This window comes from Pseudomonas sp. fls2-241-TYG-175 (genome assembly GCF_030209155.1).
Lineage (GTDB): Bacteria > Pseudomonadota > Gammaproteobacteria > Pseudomonadales > Pseudomonadaceae > Aquipseudomonas > Aquipseudomonas viridiflava.
In genome coordinates this window covers 28,792-43,851 of record NZ_JARVSO010000006.1, presented here as the reverse complement: position 1 = coordinate 43,851, position 15,060 = coordinate 28,792, and the positions used below count along the sequence as shown (strand labels likewise).

Annotated in this window: 18 protein-coding genes; 12 read left to right on the top strand and 6 right to left on the bottom strand. The window is 58.1% G+C overall.

Annotation, left to right across the window (positions count from 1 at the left end; all coding sequences use genetic code 11):
- Positions 1–172: 172 nt before the first annotated feature.
- From QRN20_RS06175 to QRN20_RS06150, 6 genes are all read left to right on the top strand, one after another.
- Entirely contained in the window at positions 173–742 is a 570-nt protein-coding gene (locus tag QRN20_RS06175; protein WP_004885120.1) for a putative antibiotic biosynthesis monooxygenase, read from the top strand.
- A 258-nt stretch (positions 743–1,000) separates the two neighbouring features.
- Positions 1,001–1,705 carry a dihydromonapterin reductase gene (gene folM, locus QRN20_RS06170; RefSeq protein WP_162877008.1) on the top strand — a complete coding sequence of 235 codons (705 nt, stop codon included), beginning with the start codon at positions 1,001–1,003 and terminating at the stop codon, positions 1,703–1,705.
- 21 nt (positions 1,706–1,726) lie between these two features.
- Entirely contained in the window at positions 1,727–2,287 is a 561-nt protein-coding gene (gene folE, locus QRN20_RS06165) for a GTP cyclohydrolase I FolE (RefSeq protein WP_004885122.1), read from the top strand.
- Between the two features lie 2 nt (positions 2,288–2,289).
- Positions 2,290–2,661, top strand: a complete 372-nt coding sequence (folX, locus tag QRN20_RS06160) for a dihydroneopterin triphosphate 2'-epimerase (RefSeq protein WP_004885123.1) — start codon at positions 2,290–2,292, stop codon at positions 2,659–2,661.
- Positions 2,662–2,705: 44 nt separating this feature from the next.
- Complete coding sequence (locus QRN20_RS06155) at positions 2,706–3,002, top strand: DUF1244 domain-containing protein (RefSeq protein ID WP_007252642.1); 297 nt, start codon at positions 2,706–2,708, stop codon at positions 3,000–3,002.
- Complete coding sequence (locus QRN20_RS06150) at positions 2,995–3,336, top strand: HopJ type III effector protein (RefSeq protein WP_122575688.1); 342 nt, start codon at positions 2,995–2,997, stop codon at positions 3,334–3,336. Before QRN20_RS06155 ends, QRN20_RS06150 begins: the two co-directional genes overlap by 8 nt.
- 452 nt (positions 3,337–3,788) lie before the next feature.
- On the opposite strand, the gene trxB is transcribed toward QRN20_RS06150, so the two are convergent.
- Both trxB and QRN20_RS06140 read right to left on the bottom strand, forming a co-directional pair.
- A complete protein-coding gene (gene trxB / locus QRN20_RS06145; RefSeq protein WP_004885126.1) occupies positions 3,789–4,751 on the bottom strand; it encodes a thioredoxin-disulfide reductase in 963 nt (320 codons plus the stop codon).
- Between the two features lie 132 nt (positions 4,752–4,883).
- Positions 4,884–5,483, bottom strand: a complete 600-nt coding sequence (locus QRN20_RS06140; protein WP_122575690.1) for a peroxiredoxin — start codon at positions 5,481–5,483, stop codon at positions 4,884–4,886.
- Between the two features lie 288 nt (positions 5,484–5,771).
- Between QRN20_RS06140 and cysZ the strand changes: the two genes are divergently transcribed.
- The 3 genes from cysZ (at position 5,772) to QRN20_RS06125 (ending at position 8,159) form a co-directional block, all read left to right on the top strand.
- Positions 5,772–6,533 carry a sulfate transporter CysZ gene (gene cysZ / locus QRN20_RS06135; protein WP_122606753.1) on the top strand — a complete coding sequence of 254 codons (762 nt, stop codon included), beginning with the start codon at positions 5,772–5,774 and terminating at the stop codon, positions 6,531–6,533.
- A gap of 181 nt (positions 6,534–6,714) precedes the next feature.
- A complete protein-coding gene (locus tag QRN20_RS06130) occupies positions 6,715–7,071 on the top strand; it encodes a hypothetical protein (protein WP_029242251.1) in 357 nt (118 codons plus the stop codon).
- 347 nt (positions 7,072–7,418) lie between these two features.
- On the top strand, positions 7,419–8,159 hold the full coding sequence (locus QRN20_RS06125; RefSeq protein WP_217384754.1) for a hypothetical protein: 741 nt from the start codon (positions 7,419–7,421) through the stop codon (positions 8,157–8,159).
- Positions 8,160–8,199: 40 nt separating this feature from the next.
- Here QRN20_RS06125 and QRN20_RS06120 read toward each other — a convergent pair whose 3' ends face one another.
- Positions 8,200–8,622 (bottom strand): flagellar protein FlhE, encoded by a 423-nt coding sequence (locus QRN20_RS06120; RefSeq protein WP_231500883.1) that lies wholly within the window; start codon positions 8,620–8,622, stop codon positions 8,200–8,202.
- Positions 8,623–8,948: 326 nt separating this feature from the next.
- On the opposite strand from QRN20_RS06120, the gene QRN20_RS06115 reads away from it, so the two are divergent.
- Positions 8,949–10,169, top strand: a complete 1,221-nt coding sequence (locus QRN20_RS06115) for a glycosyltransferase family 4 protein (protein WP_096768020.1) — start codon at positions 8,949–8,951, stop codon at positions 10,167–10,169.
- On the opposite strand, the gene QRN20_RS06110 is transcribed toward QRN20_RS06115, so the two are convergent.
- The 3 genes from QRN20_RS06110 to QRN20_RS06100 all read right to left on the bottom strand — a co-directional run bounded on the left by QRN20_RS06110 (position 10,138) and on the right by QRN20_RS06100 (position 12,522).
- Positions 10,138–11,241: an NADH:flavin oxidoreductase gene (locus QRN20_RS06110; RefSeq protein WP_122434127.1), complete on the bottom strand. Its 1,104-nt coding sequence runs from the start codon at positions 11,239–11,241 to the stop codon at positions 10,138–10,140. The two genes, QRN20_RS06115 and QRN20_RS06110, sit on opposite strands and share 32 nt — an antisense overlap.
- 176 nt (positions 11,242–11,417) lie before the next feature.
- Positions 11,418–11,906 carry a glutathione peroxidase gene (locus QRN20_RS06105; RefSeq protein ID WP_122588105.1) on the bottom strand — a complete coding sequence of 163 codons (489 nt, stop codon included), beginning with the start codon at positions 11,904–11,906 and terminating at the stop codon, positions 11,418–11,420.
- A gap of 130 nt (positions 11,907–12,036) precedes the next feature.
- Positions 12,037–12,522 (bottom strand): FKBP-type peptidyl-prolyl cis-trans isomerase, encoded by a 486-nt coding sequence (locus QRN20_RS06100; RefSeq protein ID WP_029242247.1) that lies wholly within the window; start codon positions 12,520–12,522, stop codon positions 12,037–12,039.
- A 13-nt stretch (positions 12,523–12,535) separates the two neighbouring features.
- On the opposite strand from QRN20_RS06100, the gene QRN20_RS06095 reads away from it, so the two are divergent.
- Positions 12,536–12,841 carry a DUF3565 domain-containing protein gene (locus QRN20_RS06095; protein ID WP_122414972.1) on the top strand — a complete coding sequence of 102 codons (306 nt, stop codon included), beginning with the start codon at positions 12,536–12,538 and terminating at the stop codon, positions 12,839–12,841.
- 77 nt (positions 12,842–12,918) lie between these two features.
- A complete protein-coding gene (pta, locus tag QRN20_RS06090; RefSeq protein WP_096768022.1) occupies positions 12,919–15,012 on the top strand; it encodes a phosphate acetyltransferase in 2,094 nt (697 codons plus the stop codon).
- The last annotated feature ends 48 nt before the right edge of the window (positions 15,013–15,060 follow it).

The following is a 15,060-nucleotide window of genomic DNA, read 5'->3' as shown; positions in this document are numbered from 1 at the left end:
CCGGGCGTCAGAAATTGAGGCCAGCGAGCGATTACAAAGTTCTACTTGTTTTAAACGGATTCAGGAATAATCCTTGCTTGCTTCTGAGTGAAGCTGACGCGGCCCACCACCCCGGTGCCGCGCCATGTGACCTCCCTACCCGGGAATCTCACGCCTCTACCGGAGATACACAATGTCTACCTCACCCGTCACCTTGATGGTTGCACGCCGTGTCGCCCATGGCCGCTATCAGGAAATGATGGCCTGGCTGCACGAAGGTGAACAACTGGCCACCGACTTTCCCGGCTATCTGGGTTCCGGCGTACTCGCTCCGCCGCCTGGCGATGACGAATTCCAGATTATTTTCCGCTTTACTGATGAGCAGACCATGCACGCCTGGGAGCATTCTGCATCTCGACGCTCCTGGCTGGTGCGCGGCAGCGGGCTGTTCGCGCAACCCTCGGAACATCGTGTGAGTGGCATAGACGGCTGGTTCGGAGCTGCCGATCAACGCCCGCCGCGTTGGAAACAGGCTGTCGCCATCTGGCTGGCATTCTTTCCGGTTTCGCTGATTTTCAATTTTCTGCTGGGTCCGCTGCTCAATCATCTCGACCTGCTGCCGCGCATCATGATCAGCACTGCAATCCTGACGCCGCTGATGGTCTATCTGTTCATACCGCTGTCCACGCGCCTTTTGGCGCCCTGGCTACAGACTTCGCCAACCGCAGCGTCACGCCGAACCCACTCCGCATCCTCCCGATAACCCGACAAGACCTGTACAAAACCCTTCAGACGGTACAGGTCTTGCTCGCGCGCAAAAATCGATCAAGCGGCTTGTTTTTCCCATATTAGAGACCCCGCCCGCTCGATAGATATGTGATTCGCGATGATCAGGGTTGTACAAAAAAATCCTCTGGTATAAGTTTGCTGTCAGCCTGAACAACACTTTGATGTAGGTCGTTTCCTCAGGCTGGTTAGCAAACACCCTCTTACCGACATGATGCGTGAACTGCCGATGGACATCTCTTCTGCACCGATCCTGATCACCGGCGCCAGTCAGCGAGTGGGCCTGCATTGTGCGCAGCGTCTGCTGGAGCAGGGCCATCCTGTGATCGTCAGCTATCGCAGCGAGCGGCCCGGTATCGATGAATTGCGCCGGGCAGGTGCTCTCGCCCTGCAAGGCGATTTCTCCAGCGAAGCGGGCATCATGGCGTTTATCGAAGCACTCAAAGACCACACCGACAGCCTGCGGGCCATCGTGCACAACGCCTCCGAGTGGCTCGCTGAAACACCAGGCGATGAAGCCGGGCAGTTCAGCAGGATGTTCAACGTACACATGCTTGCGCCCTACCTCATCAACCTGCACTGCGCGCCACTGCTGCACGCCAGCGAGGTGGCCGACATCGTTCACATCAGCGATGACGTCACTCGCAAGGGCAGCAGCAAGCACATCGCGTATTGCGCCAGCAAGGCAGGCCTGGAAAGCCTGACCCTGTCGTTTGCCGCGCGGCTCGCACCGCGCATCAAGGTCAACGGCATTGCTCCGGCATTGCTGATGTTTCAACCCACGGACGACGCAGCGTACCGCGCCAACGTCCTCGCCAAATCGGCGCTGGGCATAGAGCCGGGTGCAGAAGTGATCTACCAGAGCCTGCGTTACCTTCTGGACTCCACTTATGTCACCGGCACCACACTGACCGTAAACGGTGGACGGCACGTCAAGTAGGCCGCCCCGAGGATCAATCTGATGAGCTTATCCCTGCCACAGCATTATCGAGACATTCTGGTCGGCCTCGGTGAAGACCCGGAACGCGAAGGCCTTCTGGATACTCCCAAGCGCGCCGCCAAGGCGATGCAGTATCTGTGTCATGGTTACACGCAGAGCGTTGAAGAAATCGTCAATGGCGCACTGTTCGCGTCCGACAACGACGAAATGGTCATTGTCCAGAACATTGAGCTGTATTCGCTGTGCGAGCATCACCTGCTGCCGTTCATCGGCAAGGCGCACGTTGCGTACATTCCGACCGGCAAGGTACTGGGTCTGTCGAAGATCGCCCGCATCGTCGACATGTTCGCCCGACGCCTGCAGATCCAGGAAAACCTGACCCGCCAGATCGCCGAAGCGATTCAGGAAGTGACCGGAGCTTCCGGCGTCGCCGTGGTGATCGAAGCCAAGCACATGTGCATGATGATGCGCGGCGTCGAGAAGCAGAATTCGACCATGAACACGTCCGTCATGCTCGGTGCTTTCCGCGAGTCCAGCACGACGCGCATGGAGTTTCTGCAATTGATCGCAAGGAGCAAATAACGATGGCCCGACTGGAACCCGGAACCGCGCGCATTCGCGTCAAGGACCTGCGACTGCGCACGTTCATCGGTATCAATGAAGACGAGATTCTCAACAAGCAGGATGTACTGATCAACCTGACGATTCTGTATGTCGCCCAAGAAGCGGTGCGCGACAACGACATCGAACATGCGCTCAACTACCGCACCATCACCAAGGCGATCATTCAGCACGTCGAAGGCAATCGCTTCGCGCTGCTTGAGCGGTTGACCCAGGAAGTGCTGGATCTGGTCATGAGCCATCAGGCGGTGACCTACGCCGAAGTGGAAGTCGACAAGCCGCACGCGCTGCGTTTTGCCGAATCCGTCTCGATCACGCTCGCCGGTCAACGCTGAAACTCTTATCATGACGTCACTTTACTGACCGAAAAGAGCCCGTCATGACCGAGCAAGAACGCCTCGAACTCGAAGCCGCCGCCTTTCGCCGACTGGTGGCGCATCTGGACAGCCGCAAGGACGTCCAGAACATCGACCTGATGAACCTGTCCGGCTTCTGCCGCAACTGCCTGTCCAAATGGTACAAGGCCGCGGCCGACGAGAAACACATCGACATCAGCCTCGATGACGCCCGCGAAGTGGTCTACGGCATGCCGTACAGCGAGTGGAAAGCCCAGTACCAGAAAGAAGCCAGCGCCGAGCAACAGGCTGCCTTCGCCAAGGAACCCAAGCATGACTGACCTGAACTCCCTGCGCACCCGTCTGCGCAGCGGCGAACACGCCTTTGCCGACACCCTCGCCTTCATCGCCAACACCTACGACTACCAGCCACAGGCGTTCCGTAACGGTGATGTCGACAACGCGGCGGGCCAGAACGAAGGTTCGTGCAAGACCCTGGGCATGGCCCTGCTGGAAGGCCTGAGCGATGAAGAGGCACTGCTGGCGTTCGGCGAACACTACCGTTCCGTGCAGGCCACACCCGATGGCAGCGACCACGGCAATATTCGTGCGCTGATCAAGCATGGTCTGGCGGGCGTGACGTTCGAAGGCGAGCCGCTCAAGCGCAAGGGTTGAAGTACGTCGGGGGTCTTTCTCCCGACACGCTGCCTCTTATCAAACAACACGTAATCTGCTGGATGAACACGTTTTTGTGGGAGGCGCCACCACGTCTTCGACGTAGCGCTGTCGCGCAGCAAACCTGGTGGGAGCGGACTTGTCCGCGAAAAGGCCAGTACATCCGACGAATATTCATCGGCTGAACTACAGCATTCGCGGACAAGTCCGCTCCCACAAAAACGCGTTTCTTCAGTGGGTTGCAGGTGTTTGATAAGAGCGGACTTGTCCGCGAAAAGGCCAGTCATCCAACGCATATGCAGTGACTGGAATACTGCATTCGCGGACAAACGGAACGCCGCTCGGTCCGCTCCCACGAGGTCCGGTGTCTGCTGCGCGACAGCGCCTTGTCAGAGATAAAGCCCACAAAAAAACCGGCACAAGGCCGGTTTTTTCATGTCTGCAGAACGCAATCAGAACGAGGCGTTGGCCAGGCCGTCCAGATAACGCTCAACGTCCAGTGCAGCCATGCAGCCTGCACCCGCCGAGGTGATTGCCTGACGGTACACGTGGTCTGCAACGTCGCCCGCTGCGAACACACCCTCGACGCTGGTGGCAGTTGCGTTGCCTTCACGGCCACCCTGCACAACCATGTAGCCGTCTTTCAACGCCAGCTGGCCGTCGAACAGCGAGGTGTTCGGCGTGTGGCCGATGGCGATGAACACGCCGTCGACTTTCAGCTCGTCGCTGCTGCCGTCGTTGTTTTTCAGGCGGGCACCGGTCACGCCCATGTTGTCACCCAGCACTTCGTCCAGCGTTGCGTTGAGCTTGAGCTCGATCTTGCCTTCGGCGACGCGCGCATGCAGCTTGTCGATCAGAATCTTCTCTGCGCGGAACGTCTCACGACGGTGAACCAGCGTTACCTTGCTCGCGATGTTGGCCAGATAAAGCGCCTCTTCAACAGCGGTGTTACCGCCACCGACCACCGCCACTTCGCGGTTGCGATAGAAGAAACCGTCGCACGTAGCACAGGCTGACACGCCCTTGCCCATGAACGCTTCTTCCGATGGCAGACCCAGGTAACGAGCGCTCGCACCGGTTGCGATGATCAACGCGTCGCAGGTGTAGGTTGCGCTGTCGCCCTGCAGGCTGAACGGCTTGCCTGCCAGATCGACCGAGTTGATGTGATCGAACACGATCTCGGTCTCGAAACGCTCGGCGTGCTCGCGCATGCGCTCCATCAATACCGGGCCGGTCAGGCCATGCGGGTCGCCCGGCCAGTTATCGACTTCAGTGGTCGTGGTCAGCTGACCGCCAGCCTGCATGCCGGTGATGAGCAGAGGCTTCAGGTTGGCGCGCGCGGCATACACCGCAGCGCTGTAACCGGCAGGGCCGGAACCGAGAATGATCACTCGGGAATGACGTACGTCTGACATGACACACTCCTATCGACCGGCCGTTTACGCCGCGGTCGGAACGGCTGGATAAGTAAGGATGGCCGAAACCGCTCGGCCGTCCTGAGAATTCTGATGCGGCGACCTGACGCTGAGCCAGGCCGCCGCCATCGATTACAGGCTCTTGGCGTTGGAAGCCAGGTAGTCGGCGACGCCCTTTGCGTCGGCCTTCATGCCTTTCTGGCCTGGACGCCAGCCTGCCGGGCAGACTTCGCCATGCTCTTCGGTGAACTGCAGCGCTTCGACCAGACGCACCATGTCGTCAACGTCACGACCCAGCGGCAGGTTGTTGACCACCTGGTGCTGGACAACGCCAGCCTTGTCGATCAGGAACGATGCGCGCAGTGCAACGCCGTCGTCGTGTTCGATGCCATAGGCGCGAGTGATCTCGTGTTTGACGTCGGCCACCATGGTGAACTCGACCTCGCCAATGCCGCCTTTTTCTACCGGAGTGCTGCGCCACGCGAAGTGGGTGAATTGCGAATCGATGGAAACGCCAACCACTTCAACACCCAGCTCGCGGAATTTGGCGATGCGGTTGTTGTGGGCAATGATTTCCGAAGGGCAGACAAAGGTGAAATCCAGAGGCCAGAAGAACAAGACCACGTACTTGCCGCGCAGGGAGGACAGTTTGAAGCTGTCGACGATGGAACCATCACCCAATACTGCTGCTGCGTCGAAATCCGGGGCTGACTTGTTTACCAGTACGCTCATTGATAACTCCATGAAAATTGTAAGGACAGGTCCTGAAATTGGTGACAAGCCTATCGGGGTGGCAGAGAGTAAGGAAATATCGTTTCACAATCCACCTTATAGGCCGCTTCTATACAACCCAGAGGCCATTCTGATCCTGTGTCTGTGGCGATGTTCAGATTATCCCTCGCAAAAGGCGACGGATTGGCCACAAGCCGGATCAGCCCTGCCAGACCGGCTTCAAGCCTCCTCTTTCAAGGCCATCGCAAAGCCGGTAAGGTCACGCCTTTCAAGCTTTCGGAGGCTGCCATGCCTGCTCCTGCCCTTACCGGCCCGCAATACCTCAAGGAAGGCCTGAAACTGGTCCTGAGCCCTGGACTGCGCCTATTCGTCCTGCTGCCGTTGAGCATCAATCTGGTGCTGTTCTGCGGCGTGATCTATCTGGCGATACATCAGTTCGAACTCTGGGTCGACGCGTTCATGCCCACGCTTCCCCACTGGCTGAGCTTTCTCACCTACATCCTCTGGCCGCTGTTCGTCGCGCTGGTGCTGCTGATGGTGTTCTTCACCTTCACCATGGTCGCCAACATCATTGCTGCGCCGTTCAACGGCTTTCTGTCAGAGAAGGTCGAAGCCGTGGTGCGCGGCGTGGATGATTCCCCGGACTTCAGTTGGGCCGAGCTGGTTGCCATGGTACCCCGCACCCTTGCCCGCGAGGCACGCAAACTGGGCTACATGCTGCCGCGCATGCTCGGGCTGTTCATCCTGTCATTCATACCCGTGGCCAACATCATCGCCGCCCCGCTGTGGCTGCTGTTCGGCGTGTGGATGATGGCCATCCAGTACATCGACTACCCGGCCGACAACCACAAGCTGGGCTGGAACGAGATGCTTGCCTGGCTCAAGTCCAAACGCTTGCAGAGCCTGAGTTTCGGCGGCATCGTGTATCTGGCGCTGCTGATTCCGGTGGTCAACATTCTGATGATGCCGGCAGCAGTGGCCGGGGCGACATTGTTCTGGGTGCGTGAGCGCGGGGCTGATGCCTTGCCGAGCCGGGTTACCGGTGCCTGATGAACAGGGACATGCTGCCGGAAGCCCCGCTTCCGGCAGCCCTGTAAAAAATCACTGCGTGTAATTATCTACAACTCGCGCAATGCAAAAGGCATGTCTAATAGGCTTTCAATCAATCTGTTCATGCAAGGCTGCAACGCAGCCACAGGAAGACACATGAACTTGACAAGGAAGTTAGATCATGACGACGCAACACAACCCAAACGTACTCGCCAAGCAAGGCAATGCCGAAGACCTCAAAGCGCAGATCAGGGAGTTTCTGGTCGGCCAACTGTCCGAGTGGGGCATCGATCCGGACGAAGCGTTCATCAATGGCATGGGCACCAGTGTCGGAGAAAGGATGGTCATCTTTTCCCGCTCCATCAGCGAAGACGCGTGGCACCGCGTCTATGAAAACGATCAAGTTGAGTACGCCGACGGGCCGGATAGCGGACTGTTCAGCGTTCAGTATTCATTTGCCGACGAACACCGCATTGCCGAGCCAAGCCTGGATAAGGTGGCTGAACTGATCAATCAACTGGTGGCCGACTTCGGCTGATACATGCCTGAGACCACTGCCCGGGTTACACTCCGGACAGTGGTCTTATAGAGATAACAGGACATCAGTGATCTTCGGCTCTTCAGTAAATTCGGCAATCAGAACAATCTTACCGCTCATTGTACAAACTCTTACACCCAATCACCCTCATATATAGAACTGCGGCAAACTTTTACCCAAAGCGGAAAAAGTCTGCCTCCCGCCGAAAATCACTACGTGTAGGCATTGTATGTAGGACGATTATAGTTAACTCAATTTTTCCTGCCCCGTTCTTGTAGGACCTTAAAGAAACTCCAAAACTGGCATTCGACTTGCTCTGCATCCTGAACCACACGGAGGGCAACGCCATGGAAACTCAAACACTATCGGCCGCATCACAAAGCGGCAAAACACGTCAATCTGCGGGAATGGAAAAAGCTGCGCCATCTCGACCAGGCCAGTTTTCTCAGATATTGAAGCGTGCGGAGTCATCCAGACAGGAACGCTCGATAACGCCTGCCTCCGCGACGCTGAGTCGCCCGGTTCAACCGCGCTCCTCGTTCTTTATGCAGAACATGAGTATTGAGCAGCGCAGGTCTGCAGTTGAAGAGAAGGGCTTTTCGGCAAGGCCTGCGGCGATGGAGAGAGTCTCTGCGTCCATGGCGGTTCAGGCTGGAAGGTCAAAGGAGGCAGGAGCAGAACACAGTCATCCCCCAGGACTTGCACTGGGAAGTACGCTACACAAGCCCTACGCGTCGGGCCATGAGTTTGAAACGAACGGAGCAGCTCAGAAGCATCGGGTAAAAGAGGCAATCAATGACTCCGCGGAACTTAAAGTGCTTATTCACGATTTTATGCACAGAACAATGAACCTCGAACTGCTTGACCTCTCGGACTACCCTGTCATTCGATACTACTCTACAGGCGAGCCTGTAACGAGAGAATCAAAGGCGTATTTTTCAGACATGCTACACTCGGTCAGAGAAAAACGAAATCAGCTGTATGAGACAGAAGTCTTAAAGGGAACATCCGACTTGGAACTGCTAAAAAAGCTAATAGATTTCAGCGACGGCCTGCCTGATCGTTTTAAAAAGATGACCAACTGGTAAACCGCACCCCGCCCGAGCGCATCAGGGCGGGGCTAAAAGACTACCAACTCACCGTGACAGTACCTAAATGCCCAGCGACGGGTGTACGTCCAGCGGCCCCGATCCTGAGCTTAAACGAAAGGAGCTGGGCTGCAAATCGTCCATTAAAACTGACCGTCGAACCTCGCCTCTGACGAGAGATGTCCACACACGGACTGGGAACCTGACACAGATAAACCTCCAGCCCTTGAGGCCAGCCCGTCACATTCCAGTTCCAGCTTACATTTTTAATCACCGCACCCGGTGGCACACCTCTGCCAACGGGCAAATCAGCCTTGTATAAATAATCTTTCGAATGTATCACAGGCAACCTGACCGACGACTGATAGCTGCCCGCGACAGTCGTTCCTGAAAAAACGCAGAGTGCCAATGCAATTCCTGCGGCCGAGCGAGTACGCTTCAATTTTTTGAAGTCAAATTTCATTTATTCAATCCTTGAGTAATTTCCCTAACAGCCGAACGGACACTGCCGAACCACTGCGTAGCGGTAGACGGATATAAAAATCCGATAACCAGACGTTACTCAAAAAATGAACAAATAAGAGTTTAAATAAATACCACAACGAACTTAACGAAAAAACTCACCTTTTCTTAAGACGAAGATTAACGTCATGTAGTCCCTGCAACAGACTTGGCTTGAACATGGCATCTGAAACCACAACCTGACACACACCCGCCCCGAAGCACCCGATCACAAATCCATCACAAACCCGCCACATAACCGACATGTCTACGGTCGAAACTCTTCCTATGAGCCAATCCCTGCATGTCACGCTTATCACTGAAACCTTCAGCCCCGAGATCAATGGCGTTGCCAACACCCTGGGGCGGCTGTGTGACGGCTTGCGCTTACGCGGGCATCGGGTCGAGCTGATCCGGCCGCGCCAGAGCGAGGACGCTGTATCGAGCGCAGCCGATGATCTGATGCTGTGCCGGGGCTGGCCGATTCCGGGCTATCCGGGATTGCAGTGGGGGCAGTCTTCGATGCACAAGTTGTTGCGCCGCTGGCAGCGCAAACGGCCGGATGTGCTGTATATCGCCACCGAGGGGCCGCTGGGGCTTTCCGCGTTACGAGCCGCCAGACGACTGGGCATTGCGGTGGTGAGCGGCTTCCACACCAATTTTCCTCAATACACACAGCAATACGGCATGGGCTTCATCACTCGCCTGATCACCCATTACCTGCGCTGGTTCCACAATCGTTCGCGGATCACGCTGGTGCCCAGCGTCAGCCAGAAAGTGGAGCTGGAGCGGCGCGGTTTCGAGCGCATCGAGTTGCTGTCGCGGGGCGTGGACAGTCAACTGTTTCACCCTTCACGGCGTTCACAGTCCTTGCGCGAAAGCTGGGGTCTGGGGGCGAATGACACGGGGGTAATTCATGTCGGCAGGCTCGCACCAGAGAAGAATCTGGGGCTGCTCAAGGCCAGTTTCGAGACGCTGAAGGCGAGTTACCCGCAACGCAACCTCAAGCTGATCATTGTCGGCGACGGGCCTCAGCGAGCCTGGCTGGAACAACAGATTCCAGAGGCAATCCTCTGCGGCACGCAACGGGGCGAGGCGCTGGCGACGCACTATGCGTCAGGCGACATGTTTCTGTTTCCCAGCCTGACTGAAACCTTTGGCAACGTGGTGCTGGAAGCATTGGCGTCCGGTCTGGGCGTGGTTGCCTACGATGAAGCGGCCGCCGGGCAGCATATTCGTCACGGCCACAATGGCGCGCTGGCCATGCCAGGCGATGAAGCGGCGTTCATAGACGCCGCGCACTGGCTGCTGGAAGACAGCGAAACCCTGCGCCGCGTGCGCCTGAATGCCAGGCAGCACGCAAGTCGTCAGGGCTGGGCGGCAATCATCGATCAGTTCGAACGGCAGTTGCTGGAAGTCTCCCCGCCCCGGGAAAGCGTGACCGAGGTCGAAGTCGCGAAGGTTGCTCGGCAGACCATCAGACCAACGTCGTCAGTGCCTCTCGACTGAATGGCAGAATGTCCTGCTCGCGCCCTTCGCGCACCTTGACTGCCCAATCGGGATCGACCAGCAGTGCACGCCCTACGGCGACCAGATCGAACTCGTCGTTGCCCAGCCGCTGCAACAGATTTTCCAGGCTGGCCGGCTGGGCCACCTTGTCGGTGTTGACCATGAATTGCAGGAACTCGCCGTCCAGGCCAACGCTGCCGACGGTAATGGTCGGTTTGCCGGTCAGTTTGCGCGTCCAGCCTGCCAGGTTCAGATCGGAGCCTTCGAATTCCGCTTCCCAGAACCGACGTGTCGAGCAGTGAAAGATATCCACACCGGCGTCCGACAGCGGCTGCAGGAACTCACCCAGCGCCTGCGGCGTTTGCACCAGACGTGCGGTGTAATCCTGCTGCTTCCACTGTGAGAAACGGAAGATGATCGGGTAATCCGGTCCGACCGCAGCGCGTACAGCCTGAATCAACTCGATGGCAAAGCGCGAACGGTTGGCAAGGCTGCCGCCGTATTCGTCGGTGCGCTGGTTGCTGCCCTCCCAGAAAAACTGGTCGATCAGATAGCCGTGAGCACCGTGGATCTCCACGCCATCCATGCCGATGGCCTTGGCATCCGCTGCTGCCTGCGCGAACGCAGCCACCACTTCATCAATGTCCTGCTTGCTCATGCCGTGGACCAGCACTTGCCCGTCCTTGACCTTTTCCATCGGCCCGTAGGCAGGCACGCTGCCGTCCGGCTCGGTGCCGAGACGACGTACCGCGCCGACATGCCAGAGCTGCGGGGCGATCTTGCCGCCTTCGGCATGCACGGCATCAACCACGTTCTTCCAGCCGGCCAGCGGCGCTTCACCGAAGAACTGCGGGACGTTGGGATAGCCATTGGAAGCCTTGTGGTTCACCGTCGTACCTTCGGTGATGATCAGACCGACGCCTGCGGCTGCCCGACGCCGGTAATATTCGACGACCTTCGAGTTCGGCACATGGCCGGGCGAGAACGAGCGCGTCATAGGCGCCATGACCACACGTGACGATAATTCCAGGCTGCCCAGATGAAAGGGTTTGAACAAGGCTTTTACCGGCATGCGCGGGTCTCCGACGAGAGTTGAGGGATAGCGATTCGGCGAAGAATGCCGGATCAGAGGCGCAGCATAGGGCTGACCGGGAGCGCAGGCCCAGTACTATTGATTTGACTGATTTGAGTACAGAAGCGGTAAAAACATGGGGTGGCCAAAGAGTCGGAGGCCACCCGGAAGGTTGATCAGTTCAGACCCAACGCTTTTTCGATTGCCAGAATGACGGCAGGATCATCAGGCGCTGTACGCGGCGAGAAGCGTGCGATGACTTCGCCGCTCTTTCGAACGAGAAACTTTTCAAAATTCCAAGCGATATCACCGGGAAACTCGGCACCCTCACCCGCCAGCAGGCGATAGAGCGGATGACGATGCGGACCGTTGACCTCAAGCTTTTCGCCCAGAGGAAAGGTCACGCCATAATTGAGCTCGCAGAACTCGGCAATTTCCTGTTCGGTGCCCGGCTCCTGGCCCGCAAACTGGTTGCAGGGCAGTCCCAGAATCATCAGGCCCTTGTCCTTGTATTGCTGGTACAGGTTCTCGAGCGCTGCATACTGCGGTGTGAGACCGCACTTCGAAGCGACATTGACAACCAGAACCGCCTTGTCCTTGAACGGAGCCAGTGACAGCTCCTGACCATCCAGCGCTTTCAGCTTGATGTCGTGAAAAGCACTCATGAAGAACCCCCTTGAAACCCGAGCCTTGCGCCAGAACCCGAAAAGGCGCAATGACCGTACGCGAAACGAAAGTCGTCATCGCAGAACGGCCAGAGCGCCTTTGTCAGTGATCTGAGCTTAGCAGCACAAATCAGTGATGATGGCCGCCTTCGCCATGAACGTGGCCATGAGCTATTTCTTCTTGGCTGGCATCACGAATGTCCACGACTTTCACTTTGAAGTTCAGACGCTGACCGGCGAGCGGGTGGTTGCCGTCGACAGTGACGTCGTCGCCGTCCAGATCGCGAATGGTCACGATCTGCATGCCGCCGTCAGGGCCGGAAGCATGAAACTGCATGCCGACCTGAAGCTCGTCAACGCCTTCGAACATGCTGCGGCTCAGGGTGCTGACCAGTTCGGCGGAGTATTCGCCGTAGGCTTCTTCCGGCTCGATGGCGACATCCAGCTCGTCACCGACATCTTTACCTTCAAGGGCCTTTTCGAGGCCCGGAATGATGTTGCCAGCACCTTGCAGGTAAACCAGCGGCGCGCCACCGGTGGAGCTGTCGATGACCTCACCAGCGTCGTTGGTCAGGGTATAGTCAATGGAGACAGCCTTATTGGCGGCGATCGGCATGGGGACAAGACCTTTGCTTAAGATTGAAGAACGAGCAAGTTTAACCAAGCCATCGCCCGAAAGCGAACGCAACTCTGACAGACGGGCCCAATTGGAAAAGTCAACGGTCATCGATTTCCGGCAGGACGAAGAAGGACACTGGGTTGCGATGCTGTCCTGCGGCCACACGCAGCATCTTCGTCACCAGCCGCCGTGGCAATCGCGGGCATGGGTGCTGGACCCCGCTCAACGCCAACAGAAAATAGGTCAGGGCTTTCACTGCGGCTGGTGTGCGAAAGCTGCGGATAACGATAGTCTTGGCAAAGAGGATCCGCATTAGACGGTTCCCGGTCCTTTTACGGTTGTCGGCTGTTCATCTTCGCCACATACCTTGCACTGCTCAATCGAGAAGCCAGTATGCAGACGTTCTTCATCGCCCCCACGGATTTTGGCGTGGGGTTGACCTCCATCAGCCTCGGGCTGGTGCGCACTCTGGAGCGCGCCGGCCTGAAAGTCGGTTTTTTCAAGCCGATTGCCCAACCGCATCCCGGCGATCTGGGCCCGGAACGCTCTACCGAACTGATGGCCCGCACCCACGGCCTCAAACCGCCCAAACCGCTTGCTCTGGCGCACGTCGAACGCATGCTGGGCGACGGGCAGCTGGACGAGCTGCTTGAAGAAATCATCAATCTTTACCAGCAGGCAGCCGTCGGCAAGGATGTGCTGGTGGTCGAAGGCATGGTGCCGACACGCAGCGCCAGCTATGCCGCGCGGGTCAACCTGCACCTGGCCAAGAGCCTGGATGCCGAGGTGATTCTGGTGTCCGCGCCGGAAAACGAGGTGCTGACCGAACTGTCCGGACGGGTCGAATTACAGGCTCAGTTGTTCGGCGGCCCCAAGGACCCGAAGGTGCTTGGCGTCATTCTCAACAAGGTGCGCACCGACGAAAGCATGGAAGTCTTCGCCGCTCGTCTGAAGGAGCACTCACCACTGCTGCGCAATGGCGATTTCCGTCTGCTGGGCTGCATCCCCTATCAGGCCGAACTCAACGCGCCACGTACCCGTGACGTCGCCGAATTGCTGGGCGCTCAGGTGCTCAACGCAGGCGATTACGAACAGCGTCGCATGTCGCGGATCATTATCTGTGCGCGAACCGTGCTCAATACCGTGCCTCTGCTCAAGCCAGGCGTGCTGGTGGTGACGCCGGGCGACCGCGACGACATCATTCTCGCCGTAAGCCTGGCCGCCATGAATGGCGTGCCGCTGGCGGGCCTGTTGCTGACCAGCGATACCGTCCCCGACCCGCGCATCATGGAATTGTGCCGCGGCGCGTTGCAGGCAGGACTGCCGGTTCTGTCAGTGAGCACCGGCTCCTACGACACGGCCAACCGCCTCAATCAGCTGAACAAGGAAATCCCCATTGATGACCGCGAGCGTGCGGAAATCATCACGGATTTCGTCGCCAGCCATCTGGACGCCAAGTGGCTGCATCAGCGTTGTGGCACGCCGCGCGAGTTGCGTCTCTCGCCTGCCGTGTTCCGTTATCAGTTGATCCAGCGTGCGCAGGCAGCCAACAAGCGCATCGTGCTGCCGGAAGGCAACGAGCCGCTGACCATTCAGGCGGCCGCGATCTGTCAGGCCCGCGGCATTGCGCGCTGCGTGCTACTGGCCAAGCCTGAGGAGGTGCAAGCGGTTGCACAGGCCCATGGCATCGAGCTGCCACCGGGGCTGGAAATTCTCGACCCTGACCTGATTCGCGAACGTTACGTTGCGCCGATGGTGGACCTGCGCAGAAGCAAAAGCCTGAACGCGCCCATGGCCGAGCAGCAGCTTGAAGATCCGGTGGTGATCGGCACAGTGATGCTGGCGCTGGATGAAGTCGACGGGCTGGTGTCAGGCGTCGTTCACTCCACTGCAAACACCATTCGCCCTGCTCTGCAACTGATCAAGACCGCACCGGGCTGCACGCTGGTGTCGTCGGTGTTCTTCATGCTGTTTCCCGAGCAGGTGCTGGTCTATGGCGACTGCATCATGAACCCGCACCCGAGCGCCAGCGAACTGGCCGAGATTGCCTTGCAAAGCGCCGACTCCGCCATCGCGTTCGGCATCTCGCCTCGCGTGGCGATGATCAGCTATTCGAGCGGCAATTCGGCCAGCGGCGAAGAGGTCGAGAAAGTCCGCGAAGCCACGCAACTGGCCCGCGAAACCAAGCGTGATCTATTGATCGACGGACCGCTGCAGTATGATGCCGCCGCCAACGAGCACGTCGCACGGCAACTGGCGCCTGACAGCCCGGTCGCGGGACGCGCCAATGTGTTTGTGTTCCCGGATCTGAACACCGGCAACACCACGTACAAGGCTGTGCAGCGCAGTGCCGACTGCGTGAGTCTCGGGCCGATGCTGCAAGGCCTGCGCAAGCCGGTCAACGATCTGCCTCGTGGCGCTCAGGTCGACGACATCGTCTACACCATTGCGTTGACTGCCATTCAGGCCGATACACTGGCTTCATAAATACCCAGATGCCGCAGGCCAATCTGCGGCATCCCACTTTTCTGCGGA

Bases quoted from the DNA above. Each gene is read 5' to 3' on its own strand.
- QRN20_RS06175 (WP_004885120.1), top strand. From the start codon at position 173: ATGTCTACCTCACCCGTCACCTTGATGGTTGCACGCCGTGTCGCCCAT.
- folE (WP_004885122.1), top strand. From the start codon at position 1,727: ATGAGCTTATCCCTGCCACAGCATTATCGAGACATTCTGGTCGGCCTC.
- folX (WP_004885123.1), top strand. From the start codon at position 2,290: ATGGCCCGACTGGAACCCGGAACCGCGCGCATTCGCGTCAAGGACCTG.
- QRN20_RS06155 (WP_007252642.1), top strand. From the start codon at position 2,706: ATGACCGAGCAAGAACGCCTCGAACTCGAAGCCGCCGCCTTTCGCCGA.
- QRN20_RS06150 (WP_122575688.1), top strand. From the start codon at position 2,995: ATGACTGACCTGAACTCCCTGCGCACCCGTCTGCGCAGCGGCGAACAC.
- trxB (WP_004885126.1), bottom strand. From the start codon at position 4,751: ATGTCAGACGTACGTCATTCCCGAGTGATCATTCTCGGTTCCGGCCCT.
- QRN20_RS06140 (WP_122575690.1), bottom strand. From the start codon at position 5,483: ATGAGCGTACTGGTAAACAAGTCAGCCCCGGATTTCGACGCAGCAGCA.
- cysZ (WP_122606753.1), top strand. From the start codon at position 5,772: ATGCCTGCTCCTGCCCTTACCGGCCCGCAATACCTCAAGGAAGGCCTG.
- QRN20_RS06130 (WP_029242251.1), top strand. From the start codon at position 6,715: ATGACGACGCAACACAACCCAAACGTACTCGCCAAGCAAGGCAATGCC.
- QRN20_RS06125 (WP_217384754.1), top strand. From the start codon at position 7,419: ATGGAAACTCAAACACTATCGGCCGCATCACAAAGCGGCAAAACACGT.
- QRN20_RS06120 (WP_231500883.1), bottom strand. From the start codon at position 8,622: ATGAAATTTGACTTCAAAAAATTGAAGCGTACTCGCTCGGCCGCAGGA.
- QRN20_RS06115 (WP_096768020.1), top strand. From the start codon at position 8,949: ATGAGCCAATCCCTGCATGTCACGCTTATCACTGAAACCTTCAGCCCC.
- QRN20_RS06110 (WP_122434127.1), bottom strand. From the start codon at position 11,241: ATGCCGGTAAAAGCCTTGTTCAAACCCTTTCATCTGGGCAGCCTGGAA.
- QRN20_RS06105 (WP_122588105.1), bottom strand. From the start codon at position 11,906: ATGAGTGCTTTTCACGACATCAAGCTGAAAGCGCTGGATGGTCAGGAG.
- QRN20_RS06100 (WP_029242247.1), bottom strand. From the start codon at position 12,522: ATGCCGATCGCCGCCAATAAGGCTGTCTCCATTGACTATACCCTGACC.
- pta (WP_096768022.1), top strand. From the start codon at position 12,919: ATGCAGACGTTCTTCATCGCCCCCACGGATTTTGGCGTGGGGTTGACC.